Origin of the sequence: Ensifer sp. NM-2 (assembly GCF_003024455.1) — a bacterium.
GTDB lineage: Bacteria > Pseudomonadota > Alphaproteobacteria > Rhizobiales > Rhizobiaceae > Ensifer > Ensifer canadensis.
Map to the genome: position 1 here is coordinate 1 of NZ_PVZR01000040.1, position 16,269 is coordinate 16,269.

A 16,269-nucleotide genomic window follows, 5' to 3' on the forward strand; every position below is an offset into this window, starting at 1 on the left:
GTCAAAAAACAGACGGTAAAACCGTCAAAACTTCCCGCCGAAACTCGCGTCCCGACCAATCAGCATCCGCCAATCAAGGAAACCTTAAAACGAAGGACATCGTCGCCAGCAGCGCCGCCGCCCTCGTCAGTGATCGGGCTTATAGAGGAGCCTCAGCCCGGGTGTCAACAGGCAATTTTGTAAAACTTACACAAACTGCTCTTGGGGCCTGAATCAGGACGCCAAGCCCTTAAGTTTTCCCACGTTGAAGTTGCCCGTAGAATCCGCACCCTCCAGCGCCACAATCGATGTGGATGAAGGGGACGGCACACGGAAACGAAACGTAAGCGCGCCTGATCAAGGGGACATTGTTTGAACAAACTGGAAATGTCCTGGGCGCTTGTGTTGGCGATCGGCAAGCGCCGAATGGCTATCTGCTCCTGGCTTGAATCGCCTCCGACTTGGTTGACGCCTCATTCATGTCCGCATCGATCAGCCGCCCTACCCCGCCGCCGATCGTCTGCAGAAGGCTCTTGGTAAACTCAGGCTGCAAATCGACCCAAGCGTTGCCGGGGCCATTCACGACCTTCTTGAGCATACCTTCGTCGCCGTTCAAATACTTGGGAGATCGAGCCGCCGCAAGGGCCTCGCTGCCGCCTTATTCGTTTGATTGTTCGACACTTTCGACACGGAAGGATTGTGCCTTTGATTTACGCCCGTCAATTCGCTGTACTTGCAGCAAGTCTTCTCCTGCTTGCCGCCGCCGGCTGCCAGAAAGAACCCGAATCCACCCCTGCCCAAGCGGCAGGGCCTTGCAAGCCCGAGGCTGCGGAGACCCTGGCAGGAAAAGACAGGATTTCGGATGAAGACGCAAAACAGATAACGGGTGCGACCATCGTCCGGCAGCTGAAGCCCGGCGACCCGGCGACGATGGATTTCCGACAGGAGCGCGTGACGATCGAAACGGATCCGGCCACGGGCAAAATCGTTCGCGCGATGTGCGGATAGACGTCGGTGCAGACGTGAAATGGGCACTCCGGCGATCGATTGATCGCTGGAACGTCCGAGCTGGGTGTTGCCTATAGACGGTCGACATCGAACCGTCCGGGTAAGCGCGCCCAGGAATGTCGGCAGTGTCACCCCTCGGGGGCAGGTTCCAACGGGCAAAATTACGGCAGTGCCGCCCGGCCGCCAGCCATCGGACCGGAACAAGGGCGGCAAGCGATGCCAGCACGCTGACCAGCGCCAAAAGCACAGATGGCCCGGCACCCACCGTCGCAGTTGACCCGTCGAGCCAGGAACCGACATCGAATGCCTTCAAAGCGCATTCCACTATCCGGAGTAGCGCGCTCTTGGACGGATCAGGTGGCCACTTTCCACCTGCTCCATGGCGTGGGCGAGCCAGCCGACCGTGCGCGACAGCGCGAAGATCACCATCGGGGCCTCGTCGGGCAGATCGAACGCGGCGGCGAGCGAGGCCAGTGCGAAGTCGAGGTTAACCGGCTCGCCAAGAAGGTCTTCGCCTGCTTCGGCCAAAAGACCATAGAGGGGCGGCGCTTCGAAACTTGCCATGATCGCCTTGGCGCGCGGATCACCCTGAGGATAGAGGCGATGGCCGAAGGCACGGACAGCGCCTTCTGAACCCAGCATGCGGCGGATCGCCTCGCGCACGCCAACTGCGTTCGCCCGCTCGACAAGCTGCGTGACGCTGAGCCAGGCGCCGCCATGGCGGGGGCCGGTCAGTGTTGCAAGTCCAGACAGGACCGCCGCCGAAAGCGCCGCACCGGACGAGGCCGTCACGCGTGCTGCAAACGCGGAAACATTCAGTTCGTGCTCCGCCGCCAAAACCAGAGCTTTTCGGATGGGCTCGACCGCAGCAGGTCGTTTCCATCCAATTGCCAGCCGCTGATGCAATGGCAGCGGCTCGGGCCATGGCGCCAGTGCCGCCGCCACGGTCGACAACACATCAGCGGCCTCAATCCTCAAGATGGGCGAGGCACGACCAAGTGCCGGCAGGTCGTCAGCTACCCGCGCGGCAAGATTCATCAAGGCTGCGGCCAAACGGGATCGACCCGCCAACGTATCATCGGCGGCACGGACAGTGATCGTGGGTGTCTGCCACAGCAGGGTCGCGACGTCTTCCAGATCGGCTGTCAACGAGAGCTCAACCGCATCATGGCCACGATAAGACAGGCGTCCATCGGCAATACTGGAGATCGTCGTGGGTAGGACCGGGTCGCCCCAGCGGATCGCCTCGGCGGCGACGGCCGATGCTCGCGGGCGGCCCGCGTGACGTTCCGCCAGCCGCCTGACATCGTCAGCCTGATAAAGGCTACGGCGCGGGTCGACTGGATCAGCCTTCGCGCGTATGCGCCCACGGCTCACATTCGCATAAAGCGTCTGCGGTTTGGTGCCGAGCTGACTGAGCGCCTCCTCAGCGGTGATCCAGAGCGTGTTCATATTGATCAAATTTATCAAGATTGACGTCAATACATCTTAGCCGGACCATTCTCCCGGTAAAGGAGAAACATCTATGAAAAACGGACTTGAAGATGTCATCGCCGCTGAAACGCAGCTCTCGGATGTGGATGGCGAGGCCGGTCGACTGGTCATTCGTGGTGTGTCGCTCGAACACCTCGTTGATGACGCCAGCTATGAGGATGTCGTTATCCTTCTGCTTGGTGGCCTGATCGAAGGAAATCTGCAGAAGGAGGAACTGCGCCGGCGTCTGGGGCACATGCGGACAGAGGTCTTCGCAGATATCCGGACTATCGACGACCATATACTGGAATTGCCACCCGTCGACATCATGCGCGCGCTCATCGCGCGGCTGCCTGATGGTGACGATCTCGAGGCAGCGCTCCGCCTGCTTGCTGCACCCGCCGTCTTCCTGCCGGCAATCCTGCGCCTGAAGAATGGCGACAAGCCGATTGCCCCATCGTCGTCGCTCTCCCAATCGGCAGACATCCTCGCGATGCTTGGCGGCGGGCTGCCGAGCGCGGAAAAGGTCAAAGCACTCGATGCCTATCTCGTGACGATTTCCGACCATGGCCTTAACGCTTCGACTTTCGCGTCAAGGGTGATCGCCTCCACCGGAGCCGGCCTCACCTCGTCCGTCCTCGGGGCGATCGGTGCCCTCAAGGGGCCACTTCATGGCGGCGCGCCCGGACCGGTGCTCGACATGCTCGATGCGATCGGAACGCAAGAGAACGCGAAACGATGGCTCAATCAGGCGCTTGATCGCGGCGAACGGCTGATGGGGTTCGGCCACAGAGTGTACCGCGTCCGCGATCCACGCGCCGATGCGCTAAAACTTGCTCTGAAGCCACTGATCGAGGCCGGGCAGGTTGATCGTGAACGCACCGAGCTTGCAAGCGCAGTCGAGCAGGCGGCGCTGGCTATCCTCAAGGAGCGCAAGCCGGACCGGCCGCTCGACGTCAATGTTGAATTTTACACGGCACTGCTGCTCGATGCGCTGGGCTTCCCGAGAGACGCGTTCACCGGCGTCTTCGCCATCGGCCGCACCATCGGCTGGATTGCCCATGCACGCGAGCAGGCGCTCAAAGGTCGCCTGATCCGCCCGCGCTCCGTTTATGTCGGGCCGCTGCCACGGGCTGCCTAAGTCACTGACATGGCGCCTGCGGCAGGCAACCGTGCAGCCGCCCACCCGCTTTGTTCAGCCTTTGCCGAAGAGCCGTTGGAGCCGGGTCGAAAACCCCGGCTCCAACGGCTGCATGACAAAGACACGCCCGATATCAGGCCTTGATGAAGGCCAGGACGTCGGCGTTGAACTTGTCGGGCTCGATCTGGGCCAGGCCGTGTGCCCCACCCTTGTAAACGATGAGCTTGGCGTCCTTTACGATCTTGGCCGTCTTTGCGGCGGATGCGGCAAACGGAACGATCTGGTCGTCATCGCCGTGGATCACCAGCGTCGGGCGATCGATCTTCTTCAGGTCGTCGGTGTAGTCGACTTCGGAGAATTCGCGGACGCAATCATAGTGACCCTTGATCGAGCCGACCATCCCCTGCAGCCAGAAGGATTCGCGAAGCCCGTCATTCATCTTCGCGCCTTCGAGGTTGAAGCCATAGAAGGGAAGAGTGAGTTCCTTGAAGAACTGCGAGCGATCGCCCGCGGTGCCCTTGCGAATGCCGTCGAAAACCTCAATCGGCGTTCCTTCTGGATTCGCCGCAGTCTTCAGCATGAGCGGAGGGACCGCGCCGACGAGAACCACCTTTGCAACGCGCCCGCTGCCGTGACGGCCGATATAATGGGCCACTTCGCCGCCGCCGGTCGAATGCCCGATCAGGATCGCATCCTTGAGGTCGAGTTTCTCGATCAGTTCCGCCAGATCGTCGGCATACTGATCCATGTTGTTGCCGTCCCACGGCTGGTCCGAACGACCATGGCCGCGCCTATCGTGGGCGATGACGCGGTAGCCGTTCTGCCCGAAGAACAGCATCTGGGCTTCCCAGGCGTCGCCCGATAGCGGCCAGCCGTGGGAGAAGACGATCGGCTGTCCCTTGCCCCAATCCTTGTAGAAGATGTTGGTGCCGTCCTTGGTAGTGATGAAACTCATGGGGTTCTCTCCATCTGGTGTTGGGATCGGGTTCTGGGCGCCAAGGCCGAGGCCGGGCAGAAACAAGGTGGCGCCAACTGCGCCGGCGGTCCTGAGGACCGTTCGGCGGGCAACTGGAAAAAGCGCGTTCCAATCTGTCATGGCGTCTCCTTGATGTTGTCTCTCGCCTGCGTCAGGCGCTCCGGCCCGACGCTCAGCAGGTGGCGAACGAGCGGAGCTGCGTCGCCGCGATGGAATTTGCGCACCTCCTGCTGCAGGTCGGCATCGGCCTTGGAGACCCGTCGATGCTGGCGCAGGTGCTCGGCCCAGGATTCGACGAAGAACCATTCGACCATGATCTCCGGATCAGCAGTGTCTTCCGTCACACCCCAGCCATAGGCACCGTCCCGCCGCCGTTCCGAAGAAAGCCTGTAGAGAGCGCTCGTGAACGCCTGTCGATCGGCGGGATCGACGCGATATTCTATAGTGATCAGCACGGGGCCGCGGTCATTGTCGATCGGCGAGGCCGTCAACGGCTCGGGCCAGTGATTGGAGGCGACCAGATCAGCCTCACCGGCAGGTAGCTTCACGATGTGAAATACCACGCCAACGACCACCAGCCCGGCGGCGCCGACCAGAAGGGTCGCCGGAACGCCAAGGAGTTCCGCTATGGCACCCCAGGCCAGGCTCCCGGCGGTCATCGCGCCGTTGAACACCGTGAGGTAGACCGCAAGCGCCCTACCGCGCACCCAGTTCGGCAGGATCGCCTGAGCCGCGCCGTTGAGCGTCGTCAGCGCTGTTATCCATGCGGCCCCGAGGCTCAGCAACAGGATGATCGCCACCCATTGCGGCGGTGCAGATGACAAGCCGGCCATGACGACGGCCGTGACCAGCGCGGCGGCGAGCAACAGCCCATCTGCACTGAGGAGCCTACGCAGCCGCGGCATGACGAGGGCGCCGCCAATCGCTCCGGCTCCGACGGCCCCGAGAAGGACACCGTAAAAGCCGGCATCCCCACCGAGCAGGTTGCGTGCAACGAGCGGCAGCAGCGCCCAGACGGCGCTCGAAAACGCGAAGAACACGGCAGCGCGCAGCAGCACCACGTGCAGTTCGCGGCTGGCGCGCGCATAGCGCAGACCCGCACGAAATGCGCCGGCGAACTTCTCCGACAAGCCATCGTCCGCACCGGGGGCGCGCCGCCACCAAAGCAGGGCCGCGATGACGAAGAGATAGCTCGCAACGTCGGTCGCATAAGTAATGGCCGCACCGAAGCTCGCAAGGATGAGCCCGCCGACCGCAGGGCCAATGGCACGCGAGATGTTGATGCCGAGCGAGTTCAGGGCGACGGCGCTCTTCAACTCCTGCCGCGTGACGAGTTCGGGAACGATCGATTGCCAGGTGGGTGCCATCAGCGCAGCACCTATACCACCGAGGAAGGTCAGCGCCACGAGCGAGCTCACGCTCTGCAATCCGGTCGCTGAAAGCAGCATGAGCCCGATGCTGACGGACGCCAGCAGTAGCTGGATGACGATCAGAAACCGGCGGCGATCGAGGATATCAGACAGAACGCCCGCAGGTATGGCGAGCAGGAAGATCGGCAGGGTCGCAGCCGCCTGAACCATGGCAACGGCCGCCGGAGCACCGGAGAGATCGGTCACCAGCCATGAACTGGCGACGTCGCGGATGAAACTGCCGGTATTGCCGATGACGGTGGCCACCCAAAGGACGGCAAAGACGGGCTGGCGCAGCGGTGCAAAGCCGCCTGCGGCCGGCGGCGGCGTGACATTCTGGGTCATGGCAGCGGTTCGCCTCCCGCCTCGTTTCGACGGTCAAGATCGTACCACGCGACCAGCAGGAAGGCGCCGGCAAGGCCGAGATGCTCGAAGAAGGCGTTGGTCGCCATGAACCGTTCCTGGCCGGGGGCCAGCTCCCAGAAGCGCAAGGCGATGAAGGTTGCGGCGAGCGTGAACGCGGCGAGGCCGAGAGCGGCAAGCCAACGCAGAACGCCTGCGAGGATCATCGCCGAGGCGAGAAGTTCGAAGACGATCACCGCCACCGCGAACAGTGCGGCCGGCTGAAGTCCGAAATGGTTCATCTCGCCGAGAGCGGCATCAAAGTCGAGGATCTTCGTCAACGGCCCTTGGATATAGGCGGCGCAGAGCCCAAGATGGGCGATGAACCGTATAGTGGGCGTGGTCACAAACGGCTGGACACCGGCCGCCAGCCGCGACGCAATTGTGGAGGAATGTGTCATTGCGGCTCCCTCCTCACACCGCCCAGCAGGCGCAGCCGAGCGCGCCGAAGAAACCCTTGAGATCGGCGATCGGCAGGCGTGATGTCCAGGCGCCGGCGTGGTCGTGGCCGTGGACATTGCAGTCGTTCAGGCATCCGCATGTGGAGATTGCGGTGCGGCGAAGGCTTCGTTTGCCTGCACCTTCCGGCTCCCCCCAGGCGGCATAGCCACCGAAGGTCCTGACCGGCGACCAGTCGGGCATGGCGGGCGGCACCGGGTTTTCGTCATGGGTGGCGAAGTCACCGGCGGCATAGACGACCTTGCCGCCGACCACCGTCAGCTCGGACGTCAGGAACGAGATCTCGTCTTCGGCGCAGGCAAAGAAGTCCTTGTCCGGCACGATCAGGTCGGCGAACTGCCCCTTTTCGATCCGGCCCTTCTTGCCTTCCTCGTTGGAAAACCAGGTGACCTTTTCGGTCCACATCCGCAGCGCCGTCTCGCGATCGAGGCAATTGGCGCGCGGGTAGAGTTGCAGCCCGCCGAGCGTCTTGCCGGTCACCATCCAGGACAGCGAGACCCAGGGATTGTAGGAGGCGACACGGGTGGCATCGGTACCGGCGGAAACATTGACGCCCTTGTCGAGCATCCGTTTGATCGGCGGTGTCGCTTCGGCGACGCCGTGGCCGTAGCGCTCGACAAAATATTCGCCCTGATAGGCCATGCGATGCTGGGTTGCGATGCCGCCGCCAAGCGCGGCGATCCGGTCGATCGAGCGCTCGGAAATTGTCTCGGCATGGTCGAAGAACCAGTTCAGGCCTTCAAGCGGGATGTCCTTGTTGACCTTCTCGAAGACGTCGAGGGCGCGGGAGATCGTTTCGTCATAGGTGGCATGAAGACGCCAGGGCCAGCGGTTTTCGGCAAGGATGCGCACCACCTCTTCCAGTTCGCCTTCCATTTCCGGAGCCATCTCCGGGCGTGGCTGGCGGAAATCCTCAAAGTCCGCGGCGGAAAACACCAGCATCTCACCGGCGCCGTTGTGGCGGAAATAGTCGTTGCCCTGCTTGTATTTGACCGAGGAGGTCCAGTTGAGGAAGTCCTCTTTCTCCTGTTTGGGCTTCTGGGTGAAGAGATTATAGGCCAGCCTCACGGTCATCTGCCCCTCGTCGGACAGTTTTTGGATGACCTCGTAATCATCGGGATAGTTCTGAAAGCCGCCACCAGCATCGATCACGCCGGTGACGCCGAGCCGGTTGAGTTCGCGCATGAAATGGCGGGTCGAATTGACCTGATAATCGAGCGGCAGTTTCGGCCCTTTGGCGAGCGTCGAATAGAGAATGCCGGCATTGGGCTTGGCAAGCAGCAGACCGGTCGGATTGCCCTGGGCGTCGCGGGTGATCTCCCCGCCCGGCGGGTTCGGCGTATCCTTGGTGTAGCCGACGGCCCTGAGCGCAGCGCCGTTGAGGAGCGCACGGTCGTAGAGATGCAAGAGGAAGACGGGCGTGTCGGGCGCGATCGCATTGATCTCCTCGATCGTCGGCAGGCGCTTTTCAACGAACTGATGCTCGGTAAAGCCGCCGACGACCCGCACCCATTGCGGCGCTGGCGTGATCGCCACTTGGCGCTTCAGCATATCCATGGCGTCGGCGAGCGAGCGCACCCCGTCCCATCGCAGCTCCATGTTGAAGTTCAGGCCGCCGCGGACGACATGGGTGTGGTTGTCGATCAGCCCGGGCAAAACCCGCTTGCCCTTCAGATCGATGATCCTGGTGTCGGGACCGGCGAGCGCCATGATCTCCTGATCCTGGCCGACGGCGAGAAACCTGCCGTCCTTGATTGCGACCGCGCTGGCGTTGGGATTGGAGCGGTCAAGCGTGGTGACGAGCCCGTGATGCAGGATAAGATCGGCGTCCATCGGATTGTCTCCCTTGGTCGAAACGGTGTCGGCGGCAAGCGCCGGCGAAAACAGCGAGGGGAAGGCGAGCGTCGAGGCTGCCCCCAGAAAGCCGCGGCGTGTCGGCATCAGCCCACCTCCCCTTTCGAAGAGCGGTCGCGCGTGGCCACGTCATGGTCGGTTCCCGTCGGCAGCGCGCCGAAAACGTGGGGCACGCAACGGCTGTTGAACCAGGAGACGGTGACCGGCGCGCCAGAGACCAGCCGCTTGACGAGCGGAACGGCCTGTTCGCCGACGAGGATGCCGAGCAGGCCAAGCAGGGCGATCACGGGCGGCGCCGGCGAGCGCACATTCAGCAGTCCGTAGATGACACCGACCAGCAGACCGACGCCGAGCGACAGAAGATACATTTTCATCGAGTTCTCCTCACGGGACGGGTTGCCCGCTTCTCCGTCCCGCCGACTGGCGAGACGGCAACCTTCGGAATGAGGACGATCAGTGGCCTTCGGAGGCGCCGAACATCGTCTTGGCGTAGATAATGCCGAGGCCGTAGGCGCCGCCGAACTTCTTGGCGATACCGGTCGTCATGTCGTAGGTCTCGGTGCGGGCCCAGTCGCGCTGGAGTTCCAGCATATATTGCAGCGACGTCATCGGCCGAACGCCAGCCTGGACCATGCGGTCCATCGCCCGATCGTGTGCCTCGTCCGAGACGTCACCGCAGGCATCGGCAATCACATAAACCTCGAAGCCCTGATCGAGCGCAGAGAGCGTCGGGCCGACGATGCAGACGCTGGTCCAGAGGCCGCAAAAGACCAGCCGCTTCTTGCCGATGGCGTTGACATTGTCGATGACGGCGGCGTCTTCCCAGGTGTTCATCGAGGTACGGTCGAGAAGGCCCTGGCCTGGAAAGGCATCGGTGATTTCTGAGAACATCGGGCCCGAGAAAGCCTTCTCCGCCACCGTCGTCAGAATGGTGGAAACGCCGAAGCCGGCGGCCGCATGCGCGACCAGCGCCGCATTGTTGCGCAGCAAGACAGCATCGATCGACTTCGTCGCAAAGGCCATCTGCGACTGGAAATCGATCATGATCAGCGTGTGGTCTTTCGGCGAAACCAGGAGGCTGCCGGGCGTCGGCGTGGCGTTTAAGGTCATGGTCATCATCTCCTCGATGTCCTGGATTCTGAAGATCCGCAGGGAATGACCCGACTATGCCCGAGCCGGGCTGCCCGTTCTTGTCGGATATGCTGATGTTTTGAACATTCTGCCCGAGATACATCGCTAGCAAAGCGCAAAAGTCATATTGGAAGCAACGGCATAAGGATGGAGCGCGTGCCGCCGCGAGCAAGGCCCGCGCGCGGCCAGACCGCTAGGCCCTGCGACTGCGCCGCCAGGCGCCGGGGGATGCCCCCGTCGCCCGGGCAAAGACGCGCGTGAAGTGGCTCTGATCGGCAAAGCCGCTGGCGACCGCGATTTCACCGATCGTCAGCGACGAAAATTCCAGCATGTCGCGCGCCCTGTCCAACCGCTGCTGGAGGAACCATTGGAACGGCGTGATACCCAGTGTTTGGCGAAAGGCGCGCAGGAACGTGCCCTGTGACAGATGACAAGCCTCAGCGAGTTCCTCGATCGACAAATCGCCGCCAAGCCTGCTTCGCATTAGTTCCTGCACCATCGACAGGCTGCGCGCCGAGAGCCTGCGCCCCTTGATCGCTGCCCCCGACGTCGTGCGGTGGCTCGCACTGCCGTAGTGTTGAGCGACGTGGATTCCGATCGCCACCGACAATTGGTCGACGAACAAGGGGCTTCTCTCCAATTGGCCGTTCATGTCTGCAAAAAGCGCCGCCATCAGCCCGCCCAACACTGGATCGGCTCGCTCGCCGACCGCACACAGTTCGCGGACACCGCTCAGATCGGCGCAGTCGGCCATCCGCTCGATCGCGCTGTGCCCCACCTCGAGCAAAACAAAATCGAAGCTGCCGGAGAGATCCGCCTGATAGGGATCGTGAAAGTTTCGGAGGTAGACGGAGTTCTCGTCGAACTCATGCATTGTCTCGTGATGTTCGTGAAGGATCCGCCGGCGATGGCCCCCCGACAATGACAGGCCGAGCAGATAACCGCGGTTGTTGGCCGGCGTGTGCACGCGCTCGCGCGGTGCGGCCTGCGCTTTCTTGCGATAAAAAGTCAACCCGGCGCCGTCGATCCGCCGGTCTTCGTCGAGGCCAGCCACTGTACATCCGAAACTGTCGCGGGGTGGAGGTGCGATCGCGATCGAAGAAGCTGCTGTCATACCTCCGCCTCCGCACAACTTCGCTGCCTGTCCGCGACCACGAGGGTGCCGACTGCGGCGGTCTCAACTTTTGCACGACACCGCTTCGCCAGCGTGCTTGCGCAGCATTGCGTCCGAACATCACGATCATATGAACCGAATGGCTGTCTTGTCGATGGCATCGCGACTATTGTCTTCCGTCACAGGGGCGCTTTTTCCAGCTCCAGGCGTCGGGTACGCCGGAAGCGCGCTGGCGTTTCGCCGGCGATCGCCACGAATGTCTTAGTCATATGGCTCTGATCGGCAAAGCCGCAGGATATGGCAATCTCTGCGATCGGCACGTTCTTCAACAACAACTCCTTCGCACGGGTAACCCGATATTCGGCCAGCCACCGCAAAGGCGTACAGCCGAAGCTCACCTTGAATGCCTTGATGAAATAGCTTTTCGACAACGCACAGGCCTCGGCAAGCTCGCTGAGCGAGAACTGCCCATCGACATGGCCCGAGAGAAAGTCGAGCGCCCTTTTCTCCTGCCACGCAGCCAGCGTCCCCTTGCGCTCTTTGGGTAGATAGAGCCCGCCATAGGTCTGCATCAAATGCGTCAGAATCGCGAGGCTCACCTGGTCGAGAAAGAGTTGGCTTGCCTCTTGCGGTCTCTCGAAAGCTGGAAGCAATGCCTGCGCTAGCCCCAGCATGACGCCGTCATGCGTGCCCGGCGCACAGCGCAGACCGGTAAAGTCAGGCCGTCCCTGTTCAGTCGCAAAGGCGCGCATTTGCGAGAACGGTATCTGAAGGCGCACATTGTCAAAGGGCGACAGGTGATGGCAGCGCCATTCCTCGCGCAGGTCGGTGATGGCAAGCGCTCCCTTGCGATGCCCGCCCTCAAAGACAAGGGTGCCGCCCCGCCACAGCCGATGCAGGCGAAAATCACTGAGCTGGGTGATGATGTTGAACGCCTCCTCGCGCCTGTTGGCAACCGCCGGACCTAGGTCGCAGCCATCACTGCTCAACCGCGTCAGGGTTATGGGGGGAACACGCAGGATCGATCGGCGCAAGGCGCCCACTTCGCTGGCCGTTTCTGGACGAGACTCTAAGTTCAACAAAATTCCCCGAAAGTGCACCAGGCATTCAAGCAATGCAGAATACGATACACTGCCGCCAACAATCAATTCCGTCCCGCGACCGGCGCTAATGCAGAGGTGCGCTTCGCCAGGCTTGTGGTGTCGTACCGGTCTCACCCAGAAACACCGTCGTGAAATGGCCGAGGCTGCTGAAGCCGCAAAGGAACGCGATCGAGCCCAGAGGCAGTGAACTCGCGCGCAGAAGCTGCTTGGCCTGAACAACGCGCCGGCGCATCTGCAATTGCTGGGGCGCCCGTGTCGCTTCCTGCCGAATGTGGAACGCTGTCGGATCATTGGATCCGTCGAAAGGATTTCCGCCGTCGTCGCCCTGCATCTCGGCCGAATGATGGTGCAGAAGATGGGCGCAAACGGCCACGGCGACATGCTGCAGCAGCTCGGGTGGGCTGCTGTCCATACGTTCAAAAAGGGCCAGAAGCGCCAGTCCGAGACTGCAGAGTATCGAGTCCACTTCGCCACGCCGGCACACCAGCCGTTGTGGCTTGACCGTCGGTGACAGGGCGGCGACTTCCGCGATCAGCGTCTTGGGAAGGACGAAAGCAAGCGCACTCAGGTCGCTATGGAGCGCGATCGAGGCCCCCTGGCGCAGATCGACGAGACATATCGAGCCGCGCACGTATCGGCGAACAGCAGACCTCTCGCCGTTTACCTTGATGTCCGCATGTTCGGCATCATCGAGGTAAAGCATCAGAAAATAGGCTTCACATGCGGGCAGAGCCACTTCTGGCCGCTGCGCCCGCGTCAAACGCCTTCGAATTCGGGTGACCGAAAAGACCGCGGCCTCCATCGGGATCGTCGTGAGGCACGGAGCGTCCGGCGTTCCAAAATAGCGCCCCACGCACCCCATTTCCGGACAAGGAGAAGTCAACTCTAGCATCCCACCCGACGCACTGCGTCATGGCCAAAGCATTGCAAACATTTGATCAAAAACCTCGGTGCATCCGAGACTGGCATGCAAGACCCATCATGGCACGAGACCGTTTTTCGCGACAGCTCTGGCCTCATGGAATGTCTACCGGTTCATCTTTTGCCCACCGTAGGGGCAATCCGCGCGCAGCGACAAGGGCTTCGCGCGGATTCAGTCGGGAATGTTCAAAAAGGAAGACCGTCGTTCAATGAGATGGGATCCGCCTAGCCAAAAATCGCGCTGGGCCAGACGTTCATGGCGTCGCCAGAAGCGTTTCGCATCCACCTGATCGACACACAGGCGTCTTCGGCCGCCTCAGGCGGACCCCTTCTTATTGCCTTTTGCGATCAGGACGCCGCTGCCGGCGGACGTTGCATTGACCGGTCGCGTAATTCTAACCAACATCGGGAGTTCTGCGAAAATCTCCGCTCTTGAAGACCTCCGCCAGGATCCTGGTCCCCATATCCGCTTCCTGCTCCGAGAGCCCCGAAAATCCCAGCAGCAGCCTGGATGTGTCCGATGAAGCGACATTCATGCGGGAAAGGGGCATCACAACAACGCCTTTCTTTAGCGCAGCCTGTGAGACGGCGGTGTCGTTGCTCCAGGTCCCTGTGCTGCGCACGGTCAGATTGATGCCCTGATCCGGCAGCAAAATGCCGAGATGTTCGCTGGTACGGTCTTTCAAGAGATCTGCAAGCAAATCGCGTGAGGCACGCAGACGCTCTCTGAGCCGGCGCAGATGCGCCGGAAAATATCCCTCATTGAAAAAGTCGCCGACGACACGCTGCTGAAACGTCGGAGGACAACGGTCAAGCGCGGGACGCACGGCCCTGAATACCGGTACCAGATCCATCGGAACCACGAGATAGCCGATGCGCAGGCTCGGCAGCAGGGCCTTGCTGAACGTGCCCGTATAGAGGACCCGGCCGGCCGGATCGAGGCCCTGAAGCGATGCGATCGGATGCCCATCGTAGCGAAACTCGCTGTCATAATCGTCCTCGACGATCCAGCAGCCATTCTCCCGCGCATAAGCGAGCAACTCCAGCCGCCGGGGCAGCGAGAGGACGGAACCGACGGGGTACTGGTTGGATGGCGTCACATAGAACAGCGTCGGCGGCAGGGAGCAGGCAGCCAACTTTTCCGTCATGATGCCGTCGGCATCAACGGGAAGACCGATGATTTTTACGCCATTCAGTGCCAGGCATTGTCTGGCCGGCGGATAACAGGGGTCTTCGACGACAGCCGTATCGCCCGGCGTCATCAGGACGCGGAACGCGAGATCAAGCGCTTGCTGTGTCCCGGCGGTGATAAATATCTGCTCGGCCGCGCAACGCACTCCGCGTGAGGCGGCCAAATGAACCGCAATGGCGCTCCGCAGCTCGAATTCGCCCTGAATGTCGCCGTAGCCTTCTGCGGCATAGTTCATGTGCCGGCCGGCAATGCGGTTCAGCAATCTCGCTGTCCGATCGTCATGAGCGATGCGCCCCGTGACAAACGGCAAGACCTTCTGCGGTTCGAGGCTAGGCCCGGAGGTGAGAACTCTCGTGGCAGCGTCGGAGACAGCGCGGCGGGTCGAGTAGGCGATCGTCTCATTGCGATGGTCGATTCTGGACAGCCCGCCTGGAACGCCTGACGCAATATATGTACCGGACCCATGCCGGGCGACCGCAAAACCTTCCGCGACGAGGATTTCATAGGCTTCGGCAACCGAGCCGCGTGAAAGCTTCCATTCCTTTGCGGCCAGACGTGTCGATGGCAGCCGTTGCCCGGCATCCAGCCGACCGTCAGCAATTGCACCGCGCAGGGAAAGATAGAGCTGTCTCACCAAGGGTGCTGGCGAAGAGGTATCGATACTTGGCCGAAAACCCACCGACGGGCTCTCTCTTCGCCGTTTCAGTGTCATGGGCGCCTTTCGTCAGAGTGGCTCATCAATCTCGCCAATTGTGGCTCTGTAATCTTATCATATGTTGAATTTAAATCGAGCCACTTTCAAGCCGGCATCACAACGACGTCGGCCGGAAATCAAATTGCGCCTGCGCCGACACGGGACACCGATACGGGAAATGGCATTGCCGTCAGTCTCGGACCTCTGTCAGCTCTGTCATTTCGGAGACTTTTATGACCCCTTCTTCGACCAGCCTGCGTATTGCCGTCCTCTTCGGCGGACGCTCGGCCGAACACGACGTTTCCGTGCTTTCGGCTACCAATGTCATGCGCGCTCTAGAGCCTGCAAAATATGATGCCGTGCCGATTTTCGTGACGCGCGAAGGTCAATGGCTGTTGAGCCACTTCGACAATGGTGTGCTTGCCAAACCTGCGAGCGGCACGCAGGTCAGCCTTGTTCCCGGCGGGCACGGACGCATGGTGGCGATTTCGGCCGAGGGAAAGATGAGCGATGCCGGTACCATCGACATTCTGTTTCCGGTCTTGCACGGCCTTCATGGTGAAGATGGCTCTGTGCAGGGGCTCGCAGAGGTGGCACGCGTACCGCTCGCCGGCTGCGGGATTCTCGGCTCGGCGACCGCACTCGACAAGGATATTGCCAAGCAGCTTCTGAGGGCCGCCGGCCTCCCGGTCGCGCGCTCGGTGACGATCCACAAGGATGCGGCACCTGATCTCGCTGTGCTCGAAGGCGAACTCGGGCTGCCGCTGTTCATCAAACCCGCCCGGCAGGGGTCATCCGTTGGCGTTAGAAAGGTATCAGGCAGCCAGGAGTTTGCGCCGGCGCTGGTCGAAGGGTTCCAGCATGATGGCAAGCTGCTTGCCGAGGAATATGTCGCTGGGCGCGAGATTGAATTCAGCGTGTTGGAAGATCCGGAAGGTGGCCTTTTCGTCTCTCGTCCCGGTGAGATCATCCCGGCCGAATCCCACGGCTTTTACAGCTACAACGCAAAATACATCGACGAGGACGGCGCGGCGCTCAAGGTACCAGCGGAACTGCCGCCCGAAGTTGAGGCAGAGATGAGGGCGGCGGCGGCAAGGGCATTCAGGGCTTTGGGCTGCGATGCCATGGCGCGTGTCGACTTCTTTCTGACGACGGGCATGACGTTCGTTGTCAACGAAGTGAACACCATTCCCGGTTTTACCGACATCAGCATGTATTCCAAGGCGATGGCGGCAAGCGGCGTCAGTTATGCCGAAATCATTGACAGGCTCATCGTGCATGGCCTGACACGTGCCGGCCGAAGCGGCTGAACATGCAAACACAGACCCGTCAGCCGAGCGGCGGATCAAACGGATCCGTCCAAGGACGGGCACCACTTTCGAAAATGACCTCAAGCCGAGACGCCGGCATGGA

The 16,269-nt window shown here is 61.6% G+C and carries 16 protein-coding genes and 1 pseudogene; 4 read left to right on the forward strand and 13 right to left on the reverse strand.

Annotated elements, in window-relative coordinates; genetic code table 11:
- Positions 1-212: hypothetical protein (locus tag C6558_RS40550; protein ID WP_210205725.1), on the forward strand; the 212-nt coding region annotated here is incomplete at its 5' end.
- 197 nt (positions 213-409) lie between these two features.
- On the opposite strand, the gene C6558_RS40145 is transcribed toward C6558_RS40550, so the two are convergent.
- Positions 410-577, reverse strand: coding sequence for a hypothetical protein (locus C6558_RS40145; protein WP_156585827.1), 168 nt, complete (start codon positions 575-577; stop codon positions 410-412).
- A 101-nt stretch (positions 578-678) separates the two neighbouring features.
- Here C6558_RS40145 and C6558_RS37595 point away from each other — a divergent pair, with 101 nt between their 5' ends.
- A complete protein-coding gene (locus tag C6558_RS37595; RefSeq protein WP_245449338.1) occupies positions 679-987 on the forward strand; it encodes an I78 family peptidase inhibitor in 309 nt (102 codons plus the stop codon).
- Between the two features lie 324 nt (positions 988-1,311).
- Here C6558_RS37595 and C6558_RS37600 read toward each other — a convergent pair whose 3' ends face one another.
- Positions 1,312-2,439 carry a citrate synthase gene (locus tag C6558_RS37600; protein ID WP_171521411.1) on the reverse strand — a complete coding sequence of 376 codons (1,128 nt, stop codon included), beginning with the start codon at positions 2,437-2,439 and terminating at the stop codon, positions 1,312-1,314.
- Positions 2,440-2,512: 73 nt separating this feature from the next.
- Between C6558_RS37600 and C6558_RS37605 the strand changes: the two genes are divergently transcribed.
- Positions 2,513-3,601, forward strand: coding sequence for a citrate synthase/methylcitrate synthase (locus C6558_RS37605; RefSeq protein ID WP_107028720.1), 1,089 nt, complete (start codon positions 2,513-2,515; stop codon positions 3,599-3,601).
- A 133-nt stretch (positions 3,602-3,734) separates the two neighbouring features.
- On the opposite strand, the gene C6558_RS37610 is transcribed toward C6558_RS37605, so the two are convergent.
- The 11 genes and pseudogenes from C6558_RS37610 to C6558_RS41880 all read right to left on the reverse strand — a co-directional run.
- A complete protein-coding gene (locus C6558_RS37610) occupies positions 3,735-4,556 on the reverse strand; it encodes an alpha/beta fold hydrolase (protein ID WP_057210449.1) in 822 nt (273 codons plus the stop codon).
- Between the two features lie 137 nt (positions 4,557-4,693).
- Positions 4,694-6,331, reverse strand: coding sequence for an MFS transporter (locus tag C6558_RS37615; protein WP_107028721.1), 1,638 nt, complete (start codon positions 6,329-6,331; stop codon positions 4,694-4,696).
- Positions 6,328-6,789, reverse strand: coding sequence for a DoxX family protein (locus C6558_RS37620; protein WP_107028722.1), 462 nt, complete (start codon positions 6,787-6,789; stop codon positions 6,328-6,330). The genes C6558_RS37615 and C6558_RS37620 overlap by 4 nt, the downstream gene beginning before the upstream one ends.
- 13 nt (positions 6,790-6,802) lie before the next feature.
- Entirely contained in the window at positions 6,803-8,788 is a 1,986-nt protein-coding gene (locus C6558_RS37625) for an amidohydrolase (protein WP_107028723.1), read from the reverse strand.
- On the reverse strand, positions 8,788-9,075 hold the full coding sequence (locus C6558_RS37630; protein WP_025430081.1) for a DUF1427 family protein: 288 nt from the start codon (positions 9,073-9,075) through the stop codon (positions 8,788-8,790). The genes C6558_RS37625 and C6558_RS37630 overlap by 1 nt, the downstream gene beginning before the upstream one ends.
- 79 nt (positions 9,076-9,154) lie before the next feature.
- Positions 9,155-9,811 (reverse strand): hydrolase, encoded by a 657-nt coding sequence (locus C6558_RS37635; RefSeq protein WP_057210453.1) that lies wholly within the window; start codon positions 9,809-9,811, stop codon positions 9,155-9,157.
- Between the two features lie 214 nt (positions 9,812-10,025).
- A complete protein-coding gene (locus tag C6558_RS37640) occupies positions 10,026-10,946 on the reverse strand; it encodes a helix-turn-helix domain-containing protein (RefSeq protein ID WP_057217638.1) in 921 nt (306 codons plus the stop codon).
- Positions 10,947-11,125: 179 nt separating this feature from the next.
- Entirely contained in the window at positions 11,126-12,094 is a 969-nt protein-coding gene (locus C6558_RS37645; protein WP_225906389.1) for an AraC family transcriptional regulator, read from the reverse strand.
- Between the two features lie 19 nt (positions 12,095-12,113).
- Positions 12,114-12,902: a helix-turn-helix transcriptional regulator gene (locus C6558_RS37650; protein ID WP_244494707.1), complete on the reverse strand. Its 789-nt coding sequence runs from the start codon at positions 12,900-12,902 to the stop codon at positions 12,114-12,116.
- Between the two features lie 463 nt (positions 12,903-13,365).
- Positions 13,366-14,424: a PLP-dependent aminotransferase family protein gene (locus C6558_RS37655; RefSeq protein WP_245449339.1), complete on the reverse strand. Its 1,059-nt coding sequence runs from the start codon at positions 14,422-14,424 to the stop codon at positions 13,366-13,368.
- A 195-nt stretch (positions 14,425-14,619) separates the two neighbouring features.
- A pseudogene (locus C6558_RS41880) lies at positions 14,620-14,874 on the reverse strand (GntR family transcriptional regulator); the annotation flags it as partial.
- 215 nt (positions 14,875-15,089) lie between these two features.
- On the opposite strand from C6558_RS41880, the gene C6558_RS37660 reads away from it, so the two are divergent.
- Positions 15,090-16,166, forward strand: a complete 1,077-nt coding sequence (locus C6558_RS37660; protein ID WP_107028726.1) for a D-alanine--D-alanine ligase family protein — start codon at positions 15,090-15,092, stop codon at positions 16,164-16,166.
- The last annotated feature ends 103 nt before the right edge of the window (positions 16,167-16,269 follow it).

Excerpts from the sequence above, each read along its gene's own strand:
- C6558_RS40145 (WP_156585827.1), bottom strand. The coding sequence starts at position 577 with ATGCTCAAGAAGGTCGTGAATGGCCCCGGCAACGCTTGGGTCGATTTG.
- C6558_RS37600 (WP_171521411.1), bottom strand. The coding sequence starts at position 2,439 with ATGAACACGCTCTGGATCACCGCTGAGGAGGCGCTCAGTCAGCTCGGC.
- C6558_RS37605 (WP_107028720.1), top strand. The coding sequence starts at position 2,513 with ATGAAAAACGGACTTGAAGATGTCATCGCCGCTGAAACGCAGCTCTCG.
- C6558_RS37610 (WP_057210449.1), bottom strand. The coding sequence starts at position 4,556 with ATGAGTTTCATCACTACCAAGGACGGCACCAACATCTTCTACAAGGAT.
- C6558_RS37615 (WP_107028721.1), bottom strand. The coding sequence starts at position 6,331 with ATGACCCAGAATGTCACGCCGCCGCCGGCCGCAGGCGGCTTTGCACCG.
- C6558_RS37620 (WP_107028722.1), bottom strand. The coding sequence starts at position 6,789 with ATGACACATTCCTCCACAATTGCGTCGCGGCTGGCGGCCGGTGTCCAG.
- C6558_RS37625 (WP_107028723.1), bottom strand. The coding sequence starts at position 8,788 with ATGCCGACACGCCGCGGCTTTCTGGGGGCAGCCTCGACGCTCGCCTTC.
- C6558_RS37630 (WP_025430081.1), bottom strand. The coding sequence starts at position 9,075 with ATGAAAATGTATCTTCTGTCGCTCGGCGTCGGTCTGCTGGTCGGTGTC.
- C6558_RS37635 (WP_057210453.1), bottom strand. The coding sequence starts at position 9,811 with ATGACCTTAAACGCCACGCCGACGCCCGGCAGCCTCCTGGTTTCGCCG.
- C6558_RS37640 (WP_057217638.1), bottom strand. The coding sequence starts at position 10,946 with ATGACAGCAGCTTCTTCGATCGCGATCGCACCTCCACCCCGCGACAGT.
- C6558_RS37660 (WP_107028726.1), top strand. The coding sequence starts at position 15,090 with ATGACCCCTTCTTCGACCAGCCTGCGTATTGCCGTCCTCTTCGGCGGA.